At 36.7% G+C, this 16978-nt stretch carries 17 protein-coding genes; 4 read left to right on the top strand and 13 right to left on the bottom strand.

Going from position 1 to position 16978, the window contains the following annotated elements; all coding sequences use genetic code 11:
* The first annotated feature begins 62 nt into the window (after positions 1-62).
* Positions 63-1238 carry a GlmU family protein gene (locus ACKTS5_RS11645; RefSeq protein ID WP_408044046.1) on the top strand — a complete coding sequence of 392 codons (1176 nt, stop codon included), beginning with the start codon at positions 63-65 and terminating at the stop codon, positions 1236-1238.
* A gap of 65 nt (positions 1239-1303) precedes the next feature.
* On the opposite strand, the gene ACKTS5_RS11640 is transcribed toward ACKTS5_RS11645, so the two are convergent.
* The 13 genes from ACKTS5_RS11640 to ACKTS5_RS11580 all read right to left on the bottom strand — a co-directional run bounded on the left by ACKTS5_RS11640 (position 1304) and on the right by ACKTS5_RS11580 (position 14028).
* Complete coding sequence (locus tag ACKTS5_RS11640) at positions 1304-2254, bottom strand: succinylglutamate desuccinylase/aspartoacylase family protein (RefSeq protein WP_408044045.1); 951 nt, start codon at positions 2252-2254, stop codon at positions 1304-1306.
* A 20-nt stretch (positions 2255-2274) separates the two neighbouring features.
* A complete protein-coding gene (locus tag ACKTS5_RS11635; protein WP_408044044.1) occupies positions 2275-3699 on the bottom strand; it encodes an ATP-grasp domain-containing protein in 1425 nt (474 codons plus the stop codon).
* A gap of 94 nt (positions 3700-3793) precedes the next feature.
* Positions 3794-4189 carry a VOC family protein gene (locus ACKTS5_RS11630; RefSeq protein ID WP_408044043.1) on the bottom strand — a complete coding sequence of 132 codons (396 nt, stop codon included), beginning with the start codon at positions 4187-4189 and terminating at the stop codon, positions 3794-3796.
* Positions 4190-4211: 22 nt separating this feature from the next.
* Complete coding sequence (locus tag ACKTS5_RS11625; RefSeq protein WP_408044042.1) at positions 4212-4472, bottom strand: hypothetical protein; 261 nt, start codon at positions 4470-4472, stop codon at positions 4212-4214.
* Positions 4473-4481: 9 nt separating this feature from the next.
* Positions 4482-4736 (bottom strand): hypothetical protein, encoded by a 255-nt coding sequence (locus tag ACKTS5_RS11620; protein ID WP_408044041.1) that lies wholly within the window; start codon positions 4734-4736, stop codon positions 4482-4484.
* Positions 4737-4740: 4 nt separating this feature from the next.
* Positions 4741-5721 (bottom strand): deoxyhypusine synthase family protein, encoded by a 981-nt coding sequence (locus ACKTS5_RS11615; RefSeq protein WP_408044040.1) that lies wholly within the window; start codon positions 5719-5721, stop codon positions 4741-4743.
* Positions 5708-6649 (bottom strand): agmatinase, encoded by a 942-nt coding sequence (gene speB, locus ACKTS5_RS11610; RefSeq protein WP_408044039.1) that lies wholly within the window; start codon positions 6647-6649, stop codon positions 5708-5710. Before speB ends, ACKTS5_RS11615 begins: the two co-directional genes overlap by 14 nt.
* Positions 6636-8039 (bottom strand): type III PLP-dependent enzyme domain-containing protein, encoded by a 1404-nt coding sequence (locus ACKTS5_RS11605; RefSeq protein ID WP_408044038.1) that lies wholly within the window; start codon positions 8037-8039, stop codon positions 6636-6638. Before ACKTS5_RS11605 ends, speB begins: the two co-directional genes overlap by 14 nt.
* Before the next feature lie 463 nt (positions 8040-8502).
* Entirely contained in the window at positions 8503-9282 is a 780-nt protein-coding gene (locus tag ACKTS5_RS11600) for a hypothetical protein (RefSeq protein ID WP_408044037.1), read from the bottom strand.
* Between the two features lie 165 nt (positions 9283-9447).
* Positions 9448-9960 carry a hypothetical protein gene (locus ACKTS5_RS11595; RefSeq protein WP_408044036.1) on the bottom strand — a complete coding sequence of 171 codons (513 nt, stop codon included), beginning with the start codon at positions 9958-9960 and terminating at the stop codon, positions 9448-9450.
* A 129-nt stretch (positions 9961-10089) separates the two neighbouring features.
* Positions 10090-11619: a hypothetical protein gene (locus ACKTS5_RS11590; RefSeq protein WP_408044035.1), complete on the bottom strand. Its 1530-nt coding sequence runs from the start codon at positions 11617-11619 to the stop codon at positions 10090-10092.
* A gap of 12 nt (positions 11620-11631) precedes the next feature.
* Positions 11632-12201, bottom strand: coding sequence for a GrpB family protein (locus ACKTS5_RS11585; protein WP_408044034.1), 570 nt, complete (start codon positions 12199-12201; stop codon positions 11632-11634).
* 99 nt (positions 12202-12300) lie between these two features.
* On the bottom strand, positions 12301-14028 hold the full coding sequence (locus tag ACKTS5_RS11580; protein ID WP_408044033.1) for a tetratricopeptide repeat protein: 1728 nt from the start codon (positions 14026-14028) through the stop codon (positions 12301-12303).
* Between the two features lie 157 nt (positions 14029-14185).
* On the opposite strand from ACKTS5_RS11580, the gene ACKTS5_RS11575 reads away from it, so the two are divergent.
* From ACKTS5_RS11575 to ACKTS5_RS11565, 3 genes are all read left to right on the top strand, one after another.
* Positions 14186-14485, top strand: a complete 300-nt coding sequence (locus ACKTS5_RS11575; protein WP_408044032.1) for a hypothetical protein — start codon at positions 14186-14188, stop codon at positions 14483-14485.
* Between the two features lie 541 nt (positions 14486-15026).
* A complete protein-coding gene (locus tag ACKTS5_RS11570) occupies positions 15027-15323 on the top strand; it encodes a hypothetical protein (RefSeq protein WP_408044031.1) in 297 nt (98 codons plus the stop codon).
* A gap of 787 nt (positions 15324-16110) precedes the next feature.
* Positions 16111-16977 carry an S-4TM family putative pore-forming effector gene (locus tag ACKTS5_RS11565; protein WP_408044030.1) on the top strand — a complete coding sequence of 289 codons (867 nt, stop codon included), beginning with the start codon at positions 16111-16113 and terminating at the stop codon, positions 16975-16977.
* Position 16978: the final 1 nt, after the last annotated feature.

Genomic DNA, 16978 nt, shown 5'->3' with positions numbered 1-16978 from the left:
ATTTTTGACTTGTAAAATGAATGGAAATTGGTAAGTTTGTGTTGCTTCAAAAAAGTAGAACAATGAATTACATTTTATTTGATGGGGATGTGCGAACAGCCTTATTACCATTTACATATACTCGTCCGGTAGCGGATATTCGCATCGGGATTTTGACCATTAGAGAAAAATGGGAGAAATTTTTAGGTCTTACAACCACCACGATAACCGAGGAATACCTTGAAGAAAAGTATCCCATGGTAGAAATGGAGGAGAATATTATGTTAAATGCGTCATTTTTACCAACCAAATCACTGGTAGAAATGGTCCGTAATTTGCAAGCTAATCAAGCCATTTTTAAAGGGGAAGATGTGATTGCATTTTATACCTCAGCGTCACAAGAAGAGGTGGACTTTGAGGAATATGAACAGTTAGAGTTTGAAGATGATTGTATTCAGGTACGCAATACTTGGGACATATTTTCTTTAAATGATCAGGCCATTCGTGCCGACTTTGAACTGTTAACCGAAGGGCGAACCTCAGCACCGATTCCAGAAACAGTGAATTGTATTCAACGTGAAGATATCTTTTTAGAAGAAGGAGCTAAGTTGAGTTTTGCGACTCTCAATGCTTCAACGGGGCCGATATACATCGGGAAAAATGCCGAAATTATGGAAGGTTGTGTGGTTCGTGGAGCCTTGGCTTTATGTGATAACGCAGTGCTAAAAATGGGAGCTAAAATATACGGAGCAACAACCGTCGGACCTTATTCAAAAGTTGGAGGAGAGGTAAATAACTCTGTTTTATTCGGGTATTCCAACAAGGGACACGATGGATTTCTCGGAAATTCAGTATTGGGAGAATGGTGTAATTTAGGTGCCGATACCAATAATTCGAACTTAAAAAATAACTATGCCGAAGTGCGCTTGTGGAGTTATGAAACGGGGCGTTTTGCCAAAACGGGATTACAGTTCTGTGGATTGATTATGGGGGACCATTCTAAATGTGGTATCAATACCATGTTTAACACCGGAACAGTTGTAGGAGTATCTGCAAATATTTTCGGAAGTGGTTTTCCTCGAAACTTTGTACCGTCGTTTAGCTGGGGAGGAGCTTCAGGATTTACCGAGTACAAAACCAACAAGGTATTTGAAGTGGCCGAAGTGGTAATGAAACGCCGTAATATTGATTTTGATGAACGCGAGAAAGCCATTCTAGAAAAAGTATTTGAACTAAGTGCACAGCACAGAAATTACTAGGCAAGTATGCCATATAAAAAAAACACCCTTTGAGTTTTCAAAGGGTGTTTTTTTATCCCAAAATATTAGGAGTCTATTATCCCGAGGTGGACTATTCTACTTCCCGATTGTCCTATGGGATTAGTGCTTTTACCGATTATTATACCATCTTCTGGAGCGTAGTAACTTTTTTGAGTTTTACCAAAGACATCCTTTACGGTTGCTATTAGTTCTCCTTTTTTTACTCGTTGCGTGAGCTGTACCAACACTTCGAGTATTCCTCCAATAGTAGTGTAAATCCAATACGAATTTGAGCAGTACACGGGGGGAGTGGCTTTGGTGTTGATGGCAATGTCGTACATGTTTAAATAAGAGAGCGTGTTGTAAATACCAGATAAACTTGAACGAATCATTTTCTTTTGAAATTTATCAGGATTTCCTACTTCTATGGTAATACTCGTTATTCCTAGTTCCATGGCCGTTCCTCGAAGAGTTCCATTTTCAGGGGGAGCGTGTAGTACGATTTGAGCATTTTGAATACCTGCTAAATCACGGGCAACTTTCGACTTTAAATCCGCTCTGATATAATAAGAGTTAATCCTGCCAAAGCTAGCTGTATGCAAGTCGAGTAAATAATCGAATTTGTTTATAATTCGTTGAATTAATCGGTGAGCGTACACTTGGCTGCGGTTGCCATTTTTATATCCAGGCATGATTCTGTTCAGGTCTTGACCATCTGGGAAGTGGCGCTCGTTAACCAAAACCGATGGTACGTTCACAACAGGAATTCCAATTAGGGTCCCAGAGAGTTTTGTTACATCAATGGTGGTAAAGAGGTTTTGAATTACTGACATACCGTTCAGTTCATTCCCGTGAACAACGGCAGTTATTCCCAGTGTAGGACCTGCATGTATTCCTTTCGCTATAATCACTGGAATATTAATGGCCTGTCCCAAACCATCTGAAACGATGGGTAGCCAGCAATAGGATAGCGAACCGTTATGATAGTCGTCTAAATCGATTTTCTCTATAATCATACTGTATCGATCTTTAAAAACTAAAGGATTTCTTGGATTAATGTGTCGTCATCGTTCAGTGATTTAAAAAGCTTTCGTTTAAATCGCCCTTTGGTATTGATTAGTTTAATAGCCATTTTGTCGATGGCTATAGTGGTTAAGACGGTTTGAATAAAGGCTTCAATTAAATCGTCAAGACCAATGCCTAAATTGTTAAACTCCTTTCGTTCCATTAAAAGAAGTCTGCTGGTATCTGAGCCCCAATCTCCATTTTCATGTTTGTACGATAAATTGGTTCCTAGGATATCCCAAGATGCTTTTCCTTCTTGTAAATCATCTTTCAAGGGAGCTTTGGCTCTTCTGGAATAGATAGAAATTGGTTTATATCCATTTTTTGTAGCATGAATCATCATTCTAAAGTCAAGAACGTAAGACAGGCCTTTTTGATTGGGAATTGTTCCTACGTGATAGTATTTACCTTCGGAAGTCGTGGAACTCCAATTGTAGTTTCCTACGAGGCTTTGTACAATGAATTTATGATAATCAAAATCCATCTGCATAAATTCGTCCAATTCTTTTTGATTTACTATGGTAAATACCCCTTGACCAGCATTGCTATAGGGAATTTTTACGACAGCTTTCCCTCCCAAATTTTCAACCCACAAGGGAATCTCATTTTTGTTGACATCCCAGATAGTTTTTGGTGTAATAATGGCTAAGTTCTTGTCTGATAACTCAGAGTTGTAAAAAGAATAAGCCTTAGAAGCTACAAGTTTGTTTCGCCCTCCAGCTAAACAGACGATCGTTGGGTTTATAATTTTAGTTTTAGAAACAATGGGAAGTCGGTTCCAAGGCTTTTGAGTTAAGTACCGGAATACGATGTCTAGTTGTATCCATTCACCATTGAGCTTTACTTGGAGGTAGTCTCCAGAAATATCGATATGACTTTTATCGCTATCGTCAAAATAAGGGATTAGATAAACTTCTTTGCCGAGCATGTCGGCCATTGCATGAGCGTAACCAGAGGCCTCCATATAGTTCTTATCGTAAATGACAGCTACTGCATTTTTGAGTTGTTTTTTTAGCAGAGGTTTAATAGTGTGCTCCATAAACTGTCGGTACCCACCTTGTTCTTTAAATTCATTAAGTAGAGGCATCGATTTCTGACCGGAAGGACAAGAGTTGTTTTCTATTATAACCATTTGTCTTTTTCCCTGTTCTGTTGTTAAGTGAAGTAAATCAGCACCAGATAGGTGATAATGCTTAGGCTTGTAATTGAGAATTTCATGCAAGTCGTCAGGACGCACTTTAGGATTCAAATGGCAATAGCGTTTAACAATTCGTTCGTTAGACAAGTTCATGAAGTAGCTAACCATAGGATGAATGGTAGCGTTTAGAGATTTTTCATACCAATGATTCTCTGCTTCAAAGCTATTGGGTGTAATAATATGAATAGTATTTTTCACTAATTCGAATGGTGATTTTTTTATAATTTTAATGTATCATACGATCCTATCTGAGGACCTAGTTGTTGTTTAAGTTGGCTAAATAGTATCTCTATCAAAGGAAAATATGAGAGGGGCTTTTGAATGTTTTGAATTCGAGGTAATAGCCATTTGGATCTTTGACGATAAAGGTATTTTGCTCGCCGTCTTTGTCCTTAAAAAATGTTCGTTTTAGGATGGTGTCATTGGACCATTGTCTATTGATTTGGTCATAGATTTTTTCCCAAGCGTCATTTGTTAAGACGACTCCAAAATGGAAGGAGGGAAGGTCTTCTTCATCTAATGAATAAAATGGAAATTGGAACTCAAAGTTGTTTGATTCTACGAAAGTAAGTTGATGACCAAACAAATTTAAGTCCACCCAATTGTCAGAGCGTCTGCCTATTGCAATTCCTAGTTGCTCACTGTAGTAACTTACGGTCGCTTCGATACTTTTGCAAGGAAGCGACATGTGAAAACAATTTAATTCCATGTTATACTAAGGTCAATTGATTTAATTTTAGACTGATATAATCTTCATCGTCTACATCATCGATGAGCTCTATGTAGTTGATTTCAAATCGTGTACCTTTAAGTTGAGTTGATTTTAAATCAAAGTGTTCTAAGATCATCGTGTTGATTTGATCGAAGTCTATCACCTCATTGTTCTCCAAGACAAACGTATAATTGCCGTCATGGTAGCCTGCATAAACTCCTATGGCTGTCATCTTTTGTTGTGCACTGTAATAATTCATAATAAAGGTTTAGTTAAAATCATTGTCATCATCGAAAGAATTCTCATCCTCCATGAATTCATCCATTGTTTTCTCTAGTTTACGACTAATTTTAACCAGATAGATGGTGTCTTGTGTTCTTACTTCCACCGCACTAATTGTTTCTCCACTAGAATTTTGAAAAGAGATGATATCATTGTACGCGTATCCGTCAGGGTATTTCTCAACTAATAAGTTCAGAATATCTGAAGTCAATTTATGGTAGTCAACAATTATACGTTTCATAGGATTACATTTTTAATAAATAAGCAAAGATCAATGGAGCCACAATAGTTGCGTCACTTTCAATAATGAATTTAGGAGTATCAATATCTAGTTTACCCCAAGTGATTTTTTCATTTGGAACCGCCCCAGAATAGGAACCATAACTTGTTGTAGAATCGGATATTTGACAAAAATAACTCCAGAAAGGAGTGTCTTCTCGTTCCATATCTTGGTAGAGCATTGGAACAACACAAATCGGGAAATCCCCTGCAATTCCACCTCCGATTTGAAAGAAACCAATACCTTGACTTGAGTTTTCCGTGTACCAGTCGGCCAAAAAAGTCATGTATTCGATGCCTGATTTCACCGTTGATGCCTTTAGTTCTCCTTTTATGACATAAGATGCAAATATGTTACCCAACGTAGAATCTTCCCAGCCGGGAACTACCATGGGTAAATTGTGTTCTGCTGCTGCGTACATCCATGAATCACGTAAGTCGATTTCATAGTATTCTTCTAATGCCCCCGAGAGTAATAATTTGTACATAAATTCATGTGGAAAGTAACGTTCGCCCTTAGCTTCTGCATCTTTCCAAATTTTGAATATATGTTCTTGAATTCTTCTAAAGGCTTCTTCTTCAGGAATGCAGGTGTCAGTGACTCTATTTAGTCCTTTAGATAAAAGATCCCATTCGTCTTGAGGTGTTAAATCTCTGTAATTAGGGACTCTTTTGTAATGTGAATGGGCCACCAAATTCATTACGTCTTCTTCAAGGTTAGCGCCTGTACAGGAAACTATGTGAACTTTGTCGGCTCTGATGATATCGGCAAAAATTTTTCCAATTTCAGCGGTACTCATAGCGCCTGCTAAAGACACTAACATTTTAGAACCACCATCAATTTGTTTTTCATATGCTTTTGCTGCATCTACCACGGATGCCGCATTAAAATGAAGAAAGTATTTTTCTATGAAATCGGATATAGGATGGGTATTAGTATTCATCATGGTCGGGTTTAAATTTGGTCAATTTAGTAAATGGTGAGGTAGGTGTTTCTTCCTCCAGATAATTGTCATCTTCGTTGAGTTCAAACTTGTAACTTAACATCTTATAATAGAGCTTTGCAGCTAAGAAATCTGACGACTTTTCATGTTCGTTCGGACAAAGCTCTACGATATCAAAACCTACAACATCTTTTTCTTTAAAAACACGCTTTAAAAATGCGAGTGTTTCGTACCAAAATAGCCCTCCGGGTTCAGGTGTACCAGTGCTCGATAGAATTGATGGATCAAAAGCGTCCAAATCAAAACTGATAAGAACAGGACCCGTTAGTAATTCTAAAACTTCATCTGCCCAATAATCATTAGTTGCCATTTCATGAGCAAAAAACACTTTATCTCTATTCATGACACTATTTTCAGAAGCGTCCATACTTCTTATCGCAACTTGGACAAGGTTTGTGTTTTGAGAAGCTTCATACATGGCGCAAGCGTGATTACAGTTACTACCTTCGTACGACGGTCTTAAATCGGCATGTGCATCGATGTGTAAGACTGTGAGGTTATGAAAGCACTCATTGAATGCTCTTACGGTTCCTATTGATATCGAATGTTCTCCTCCAAAAAGAGTGACAAACTTATTTTTATTAATGTATTTCTTAACAGTTGCATGTACCGTTTCGACAACGGTCTCAGGCGATTTGTTTTCGAGAATGGGTGCTGTCAGATAGATTCCTCTTTTATAAACTTCACTTGCAGTTTCGATATCGTATAATTCCATGTTTTCTGAAGCGTGTAAGAAGGCCTCAGGTCCTTTATCTGCACCTTTTTGCCAAGTGCTAGTTCCGTCGTATGGTACTGGTATCAGTACTATTTTAGAGGTTTCTAGTTTGCTGAATTTTTCAGGAATTCCAGCATAGGTTCTATTCGTTTTCATATCCTAAAATTGTGAGTAATTCATTACTTTTTTGAGCATCTTTGAATACACTAGTTTCAATAGCTCCATCCTTGCCTTTCTGGATGATAATATGTTTTGGCTGAGGTATTAAGCAATGCTGTAATCCGCCAAAACCACCAATGCTTTCTTGATATGCACCTGTGTTAAAAAATCCTATGTATAAAGGATTGTCCTTTTCGTATATAGGGAGGTAAATTGCATTCACGTGCTGCTCTGAATTGTAGTAGTCATCACTATCACAAGTTAATCCTCCAAGCAGTACCCTTTCGTAGTCATGGTCCCATTTGTTTATTGGGAGCATGATAAACCGTTTATTAATGGCCCAGCTATCAGGTAAGGTTGTGATAAATGAAGAATCTATCATATTCCATTTCTCGCGATCATTCTGTTTTTTTTGATAGAGCACTTTATAGATGGTTCCTGCGCTTTCCCCAACTGTGTAGCTTCCAAATTCTGTAAAAATATGAGGGCAGGGCACATCAGCTTCCTCGCATGCTATCTTGATTTGATGAATAATTTCTTCAATCATGTATTGATAGTCGTAGTTAAAGGCCAGTGTGTTTTTTATCGGAAAGCCACCACCAATGTTTAGACTATCTAAACTAGGACAGCATTTTTTTAAGTTGACATATACTTTTAAACATTTCAACAGCTCATTCCAATAATACGCATTGTCTTTTATTCCCGTATTAATGAAAAAGTGAAGCATTTTTAATTCGGTCTGTGGATTGTTAGCGATTGTTTCTTGATAAAAGTTGACGATATTTTTATATCCAATACCGAGTCGACTTGTATAGAATTCGAATTTGGGCTCTTCCTCCGATGCAATTCTAATACCAACTTTGAATTTTTTGTTTGTCAATGACTGAATGAGTCCTAATTCTTCAAAGTTGTCAATTATTGGGATGCAGTTTTCAAACCCATCCTCTATTAAATTGGCAATATTAGCAATGTATTGATCCCTTTTGAATCCATTACAAAGTATGTAGTTCTGATTGTTTAGCTTGCCGTTTTTATAAAGGGCTCTGACTATGTCAATATCAAAGGCTGATGAAGTTTCGATATGAATATCGTTTTTCAAAGCCTCATCTAAAACATGTTTGAAATGAGAACTCTTTGTGCAATAAGAATAGTTGTACGACCCGGAATAATCGAGCTTTTGAATTGCTTCATAGAACCATTTTTTAGTTTGTTGTATGTTCTGTGATATCTTTGGTAGATATGTGAATTTAAGAGGAGTTCCATATTGTTTGATAAGATCCTCTAAAATATCAATGTTGTGGAAAAGTAAATTCCCATCGTTAACCTGAAATTCCTCTTGTGGGAAATCAAAGGTTTGTTCAATTAAATCTATGTATTTCGTGTTCATTTTTCAATTAAAATTATAGCAGATAAGCCCCAATACTATTTTATATAGCAGGGTTATAACCTAAATTGAAAAAAGAAACTAAACTAATAGTTGTAGATACACACCTCGTAAACGAAGATTTTGAAGTATGCTTAAAATAATAAGTATGGAAGATACCTTTAATTTTTCGTTGTATTTCCCAAATACAAAGCAATAATTTATCTTCCTTAAAATATTGCTAACGAAATAAGTAAAACTAACCATTGTATTTTACCATCAATAAATCAAAAATAATCTTTTTTTTAATACCATGCACTTTTTTAAAAAAACTTGATTGTTTTTTTTTACTTGAGCCTTTGTTTTTGGTAATCAAATGGTTATGGTTTTGGGAGAGCGTGTTAAAATATAGTTTTGTTTGGTGGTTTATTGTTTTCGAGTGTAAAGTTCCTAGAATTACAGTGCGCGTAGATCAAATTAATTTAAGCTATTCCGATCTTGATTTGACCAAGATGACAAATTGCTCTTGTGCAATGCCTCGGATTTCATATTGCTGAAAACGATCGTAAAATAGCAGGCCTTCTTTTTTTGTTTTCGCCAGTCTGACTTTTAAATCTTCTGAGGCCGTATAGCCTTCTTTTAGCGCCTTGGTAAGCGCGTGGTAAGCAAAAATACGCGCAATGGGATTGGGTCCGTAAAGGAGTTTTTCAAAGAGTGGATACTGCTTTGCTTTTAAAAGTAGATTCGCTTGGTCAAATTCGTACGACAGTGTGTCAGCGCTTGTAAACGTAGCAGTGAGGTTTTCAATCGAGATCAGATTGACGAAAGCCGTAAGGATGCTAGGAGTATACGCGTTTAAAGTAGCTTCTTTAAGATCAAATTGAAATTTGGGATACTTTTGGAGATAACGGCTGAGCTGTTTAGGATACTTTCGAGTGAATTCTACATTATTGCCAGCACACGACCACGGGAAGTCTAAGACCTGGGCAAAGTGATTTTCAAAAATACCATCATAGACTGTCATTTGATATTGACTGTGCAATACGGCGTCTTTATACACCAAAAATCGAAAGGTTAAGTTAAGGTAGTTTATGTTTTTGTAAACAGTGATGTAGCGAAGGTCGTCATTCAGATTAATAGCGGAATACTGAGGAGCCTGACGCGTTTTCAGCTCAGGAAGGTACTCGGTATACAAACTAAGAGATGGGTTTAATTCGGGTAATTTATTGAGCGTTTGTTTGATGAATGCGAGATCTTGCGCAATCATTTTTTTTGCTGGCGGGGAAATTCGGATACGCCTTTTAGTACAAGTCCTACATTGTTTAGCGAGTTCTTTATTATGGCTAATAATATCCTCAGAAAGGGTATTTTGAGCGGACAGATGGTAAGAAGTAAATAACAGAAGGTAAACCAGTAATTTTTTCATGATTAACTATTTAAGTAGTTTGAATACTAGGAAGTTTATAAGTATAAGATAACGGATGGATATAGGCTTTTCTTGGGTTTTGCTTCGAAATAGTAAGCGTAAATTTAAGGAGATAACATCGTAGAATAAAATGCTTTCGTCGGGTGCTCCACCAATCCCAATATAATAACCTCCTTTGATAAAGAGTAGTTTATATAGCCAAATGCACAACTCTATATTGATTAGGTACAATTGATACCTTCGATTTTGTACGGCATAAGAACAGAAAATTAAAACTGCGGCCAATGAACTGTATACAATGTTAGGGATAGCCCAAGTGTATTGTGTAGTCAACATACAACCAAATTGCGTGTTGTAGTCCAAGTTGAAATAGAAGCCAATACTGATCCATACTAGGAGTAATACAATGAGTTGGGGCCTCGTTAAATGGGTGACAATCTTTTTTAATCCGAGCAAAACTCCGTAAAAAAGAGCTAAGCCGCATATGAGTAAAAGGATCGGTGAAATAAAGTCTAGCATTTAGTGTAAGTTTAAATCTTGTTGAAGTTCTTGGTATTGTATATCCGTTTTTTTTAATCCGAGCAAAACTCCGTAAAAAAGAGCTAAGCCGCATATGAGTAAAAGGATCGGTGAAATAAAGTCTAGCATTTAGTGTAAGTTTAAATCTTGTTGAAGTTCTTGGTATTGTATATCCGTTAAAAATAACAACCACTGTTGATCGAAGTTGCCAATCTGGTAAAATTTACCGCGGCTGCCTGTTCGCTGTAAAATAGTATTAATTTGTGGGAGTAGGTCCGGTTTATCAGAAGTTAGTTTAATGCTGTGATGCTCGTTGTTCCACTGAAATACAATGAGTTGTTCGCGCGGATTGGGCTGTGCAATAAGTTGAATTTTCTCAGGGGTAAAAGCTCCTCGGCTGATTTTTTTTAAGGCTGTGATAAAGGCTTTTAAAGGACTGTCGTAATCTCCGAAATTATATTCAGTAGGACAGGTGAGCTCAGGAGTATATGTAAATAGGTCATACACGCTATTAAGGGGGTTGCATTGCGTTTGTTGCTTTAGAGCTTTAGCCGATGTTGCTGACAGTAAATTCAAGCGCAGCAATTTCTCTTGAAACTCTTGAAGCACCCTGGAGTTGAATTGATTATCAAAACCAATTGAATGCGACAACAACCAAAACCGACCGTACATAAAATTGTTCAGTTGTTCATACTGTTTTTTGTTGAGGGCTATAACGCCGTAGTATCTGTGATCAATGGTGTTTAGGTCGGTTTCATTTAAACTGCTAACAGAAAACAGGCGAACTGCAGAACCTTGATCACGGAGGGCTTTATTGAAAATAGCGAGGTAGGTTAGGTGATCTACTTTTCCAAAGTACTCATAGGAGTTGTCGAGTTCGCGATGACTGAGGTAAAAACTCTTTTGATGATAGGGGGTTCCGTCTATGGTTAGCGAACAATAAATTTCCTGACCGTCATCTATCACTTCATGAGGCTTAATTTGATAGTCAAAATTTTCAAAAGCTAGTGAAGGGAGTAGCGCAGCTGTTTTGTGATGTATTTTTTCTAAGTAGCCCGTCAGATGTTTAGGGTAGGCCGCCAAGTCGAAAACGGCAGCGTTCGAACAGAATTTTAGAAGATCTAAGGGAGATTTCACAGTGTGAATAGAACGAAGAAAATCTGCGTGTTTTGAAGGCGTTAAAAGCTTGAGGTTTTTGAGTTGAAGTGCAAATTGTTTCAGCCTTGGTTTGGATATTAATTCGCGATACCCCAAGGTATTTAATAAGTGCTGGAAATATTCTAGGTAGTGTCGATAGCGATCGTTATTGATTTTTGTTAATTGCTCGTTGTACATCGCTGTGTCTAGTACTTTCGATTTCCACAGTTGCTGGTTCCACAACAACAGTTGTTTTTTGTCTTCTGTAGTGTATGGAAATGTAGAATAATTGATATTGGTGTCACTACTATCGGTGAAACCGGTTAATTTTTTTTGGTGTAACTGTTGTAAAGCTAATACCATAGTGGCAGGAGTAGTTTTTTCAAACTGCTGCAAGATTTGGTGGAGTTGAATTTTATCTTTTTCATTGATCAATTGAGCTTCCAACAGTGGTGTAAATGTTATTTGAGCAGAGGCGTACCCGAAAACAAGGAAGGATAAGAGTTGTATAAGTTTTTTCATAGCATTAAATTTTTAGTGGCAAAGGGCAATAGTTTCCATAACAAAATCGGTTTTTCCCAATACGTAGGCTCCTCGATCATTTTTGCGCTTTTTTGCTAAGTTTAGCTTTAGCGTTTCATAAGCTTTCGCTCTTTCGGGATGTTGAAGGAGGTAATCTCTGAACTGAAGTTGCTGCCACATGAAATTATCTTTTGGACACAGGTGAATGTGGAATTTTTGCGCTGGACGTCCATCGGGAAAATACCCTTTTCCAAAAGAAGAATATGCGGCTATTTGATCGCGTTCGGGCACTTTGAAATGGGTGTAGCCGAGTGTTTCAAATTCACGTATCAGCGTGGGGTGAAACAAGAGCTTTTCAGGGATTTCAATTAAGAGATCAATATACGGCTTGGCCATAATTGTTGGAATAGCGGTACTACCGAAGTGCTCAATTCGTATGATCTGGTTTGGAGAGAGCTGCTTCAGAATCAGTGCTTTTTCGCGTTCAAACAGATTTTTCCAATGGGGATTGTGTTTTTCTAATGCAACGGGGAATAGGCGATTCCAATCGTCTTTATTCAAATCGTTTAAAGTTTTTTGCATCCTTGTAATATTGATAGAAACTTCGTCTCTTGCATTGGCAATTGAACTAGCATTTTAGTACAAATATAGGCCTAAATAGCCGTAGGTGGAAGTATAAGTTTACAAGTTGTTCAGATACGCGTGTAAATCGGCACTTTTGTCGAGTTGTAGTTTTTGCTTTAGACGATATTTACTCATGCGCACCGCTTTTTCTGTAACGTTTCTTAAAATGGCCATATCTTTATTCGTTAAATGCAGTCGTATCAAACTACACAAGTACAAGTCATTTTTTGTCAAGCTGGGATGAATGCTCAAAAGTGTATTGTTGTATTCTTTGTGCAATAGGTTGGCTTTGCGTTGAAAGTCTTTGAGTTGATTGTCTAAGCCGAGTTGACCATCCAGCAGTTGTACTAGTGATTGGTACTCAGGGCTCTCTGATTTTCCCGATTCTTTAAGCGATTTTAATTCGGTATTCAGTTTTTTTAAGAGGTGGTAATTTTCTGAAATTTCAATGGCGAAATTAGTGAGTTCCGTATGCTTGGTTTTCAGGTTTTTTTTGAGTTCTAGGTTTTCGAGCTGTTTATTTTTGAGTTCCGCTTTTATCAATTGCTTTTTCATTTCTTGAATGGCAGCGTCCTTCCGTTGATTTTGGCGCATTTTAATATAACCCAATATCGCTACTACAACGGAGGTAATTAGGAGTCCTAAGCTTAGGAACCACTTTACTTTTTGATCTTTTTTTGTCTGTTTTAAATAGTGAATTTCTTTTTTCTTAGCAGTTAATGACATGCGGTGCAAGTCCAGCTCATATTGAATTTTATCGAGTTGCAGTAGTGCTTTAGAGGCAGTTATTTGCTGTATCCTACTCGAACCGTATAACGAATCGTTTAATTGCAGGTAGGCTGATAGGTATTGCTGCATCATTTTGGGTTGGTTGAGATGACTTAGAGTGTTGGTCATGCTCTTTAAGCACCGTAAATACAGTTTGTAGTGGGCACTTGATTTGAGTAATGCTGAGGCTTTTAGTAAGTCCGAAAATGCGGGTTGCCACAAGTGATGTTCCATAGCGAGCGTCCCCCGTTTAACATAGGCTTCGGAAATATTTTCAGAAGCTTGCTGCTGCTGCGCGATTGTCAAATACGAATCGAGTAGTTGTTTGGCTGTTCCGTAATCTTGTAGGTAGCACTCTGCGAGGTTCCCATGACAGACACCGATCATAAGCGCATTGAAATTTTTGTATTGCTTTTTTAATTTAAATGCTTGAAGCGCCTCCCTAAAGTAAGGAATGGCCTTAGTGATGCTGTCCGAACGCAAATAGGTAAGTCCTACATTGTTGAGAGCATGACCTTTTAGGTCAGTATCATCGAGTTTCGAGGATAGCTTTAAGGCAATCAGATAGTACTGTTGTGAAGTACTGAATTTTTTGAGTTGGTAATACAGTTTTCCAATGTCTGAATAACAGTGATAGGCATGTAATGGATTGTTGTTTTTAAGGTTCCAAGCGGCTTGAGTAGCCCTAAAAACCACAGCTTCTTCGTATGCTTCTATTTTTTCTAGTAAATAGCCCACCCTAAAATTTAGCATGGCTCTGTGTTCTTTGATACCGTATTGTTTAGCAGTTTGCAAGGCATTCAAGGCGAGTTTTAAAGAGCGCGTGTTTTGCGAGTTCACATAGGCAGCTTTGGAACTGTCTGTGAGTTGCTGTATGTACTGTTGAATTTTAGGTAAGCTGTCAGTGGGTACAGAGGTTGTTGCAGGAATGCGCCAAGGGGTGGGATTTATGGGTGCTTGCTGTGCCCAAAGTGTGAGAGAAGTAAGGAGTAAAATGATAAAGGAAGGGTATTTCATGGGGGCAATATACGACCTTATGTTAAATTGGTGATTGCTGCTATGGTGAGATTTAGGGCTGTTTTTCAGCGTGTTTTGGCTGTGTAGACCATTTGTAGACAAGGGTTTTTTTACTGGAGCTGTGTAGGAGGCTATTTTTGAAGAAAGCAATAGAAGTATGGATACACCGAGAAGCCGATTAGCAGTACTAGTAACTGCAAGTATAATCGTGTTAGTATTTGTTTTGGAATGTGTTGTAAGGACAATAAATGGCAGCTCACCCAAGAAACCGTTGACCAAAAATCCAGCCTTGAGCAAGGCGGAACGTTCCCTGTTAAGCAATAGTGATTACGATTCTTTGAGCCGCCCTGCGAGTGGTTTTTTGCTATCGAAGTCTATTCCCTTTTTTGACCCGATGATCATACCAGCAGACTTTCAACCACAGGTGTCAATTACTACTGAGTCCGAAGAGGAGTAAATTAGTGTTATTTTAAGTTTTTTTGTTAGTGTTTTAAAGGTGTTTTGTTTTTTACTAGTGAAATAAAAGAGCTATTCCTGAGTATGTATGTATGTATGTATGTATGTATGTATATCTAACACGTTTTATTTCTCTTATACCCAATTCACTTACCAATAGGTGATGATGATTTTCAAGTTATCGGAGAATAAGAAATTTTGACTGACCGACACTATTTTGATTTTGTAGCGGAAAATAAGGGTAGGGCTTATGAGCAGTTCAAAAAATGATACAGGGAATGAGAGTTCAACACACAACAACGTGTATAAAACATAGCCAATAATTGCAAAACCGAAAGATTTGTGTATTTTTCGAAAATTCGCCAAATTTTTAATTTGGCTTTTAAATAGGGAAAATTAAAAACAACATATAAAATTCGGCACTGTGTTAATCCGGAATGTAAGTGTCTTTTTGTACGCTATGTTTCATACACAAACCGTTATCAATAATTAGGATGAACCAGGACAAAATAAAATACATAATGAACTATCATTCCTCTTTAATGACTAAAGAAGAAAAAATTGCTTGGCGACATTGGGCAACTGTTTACAAAATGGGTGATTGCTCTCCAAAACAAAAAGAGATTAGAATAAAGATATCTCTTCAAAAAGGCTGGATGACTGACGATGACACTATTCTTAAACTGTTAGAAAATGGGATTGATGAATTTAAAAGGAAAGTGGCTGAACGTATAGACGATTCGAATTCTATTGAGTATAACAATTGTCCAAAGTGTGAGAGAATAACAAGAACCCCAAAAGCCAAGCAATGTAGATTTTGTGGATATGACTGGCATTAAATAAATATATATAGCGGCTGAGAATTGGGAGGAAGGAGAATGGAATTATGAAGATGATAATTCGGATGTAATAATTACTTTGAATAATAACAGGTAATACGTTGCGACATTCTTCACATATGGGAATATTAATAGCTTAAGACAAAAAAATAAGAAAACGAGAGAATGCTTTAACGGTAAGTACTTTTGGGCTTCGGATATGAATTTGATCGATGACTGTTCAAGAAATAGCAGAGAAGAGGTGATTAAGCACTTGATTATTGAAGATGAATTTTACCAAACCTTTAATGAAATAAAAAACTGATAACACTGTATATGAAAGCATAACCGTCTATCGGTAGGCTACGTTTGTTATCCTAAGCCTTAAAATAAAACACATACTGACCACAAAGCACCTTAGTTAAGGTGTTTTTTTATGTCCAAAATTTAAGTAAGCAAGTATTAAAATAAGTGTAGGATTACGTAGGTCTTATTCATAAAGAAAAAGAGTTTTTTTTCAAAAAATAGCAATTTCTGGAGGCTTATTTATAAAGGTTAGCCAAACTCAACTTACCTTTTTCCTACAAGTTTGGAAACGTCGATAGTTTCCTCTCCTTTTTGAGCTTCTTTAATTAATTTGATTGCTTCGATTACGGTTTTCCGTAATTCTCATAACTCTTACATCTTTATTTTTACAAACGTATCAAATACAATGATATACAAATACATCGAGTACAAATTAAATAAGCTGTATTACGACGTATTTTATGCGTATATAAACAAGTTAGCACCAATTACAGCAAATCCTATGAACAACATTACAACTGAGCAGAACAATCCTAGTCTAATTGAAAAACTAAAGGCTCAAAGGGTTGCCTATAGTCAATGTAAAAGGTTTCAGTTTTTTGATGTTATTAGTGTTCTAATAGCTATAATATTTCCCCTGATTGCCTTAATAAAACCTGAATATCAAAATATTATAAATGCTTTTGGAGTTTTATGGACCGTGGCTTACTTATTGACTGAATTATATAGAAAAAGTAAAACTACACAAGGAGCAACAATTCAAGAACAATTTGACACGGAATTATATGGACTTGATTGGAACAAAATACTTTGTAAAAGCAAAGTCAATATAGATACAATTCAAACACTATCTTCAAAATACAAGAAAAACGACGTACAGAATTGGTATTCAACTAAAATTGATAGTTCTCTTCCAAAAGAAATTGCAATTATACTTTGCCAGAGAATTAACTTTTCTTGGGAAATAAATCAGCGCAAAAAATTTGTTGGGTTTCTTGCCATTATTACTACTGTATACTACCTCATTTATATAGTTATTGGATTTACACAAAACATAGGTTTCTTTGACTTATTGATACTTCTTTCACCTTCGATTCCTTTCTTGGTTTTTAGCGTACAAAATATTTTGTCATTAAAGAGCCATATAAGTTCTAAAAACGAGACTTTGAATTACATAGATTCTGAATTAGACAATTATAAAACTTCTAGAAATACACCAAGTTTAGAGCAATTAAGACAAATTCAAGATACTATATTTACAGAACGGACAGTTACTGAAAAAGTTCCTGACTGGTTTTATAAACTTAATAAAGCAACTAACGAAAAATTCATTGATAACCTTATTATTAAAATTCAGAGTAACTTTTAAA

The sequence above is a fragment of the Tenacibaculum litopenaei genome, from assembly GCF_964514025.1.
In the GTDB taxonomy this organism is placed as follows: Bacteria; Bacteroidota; Bacteroidia; order Flavobacteriales; family Flavobacteriaceae; genus Polaribacter; species Polaribacter litopenaei.
The sequence above is the reverse complement of the archived record's forward strand: the minus strand, read 5'-3'. Positions and strand labels throughout refer to the sequence as shown.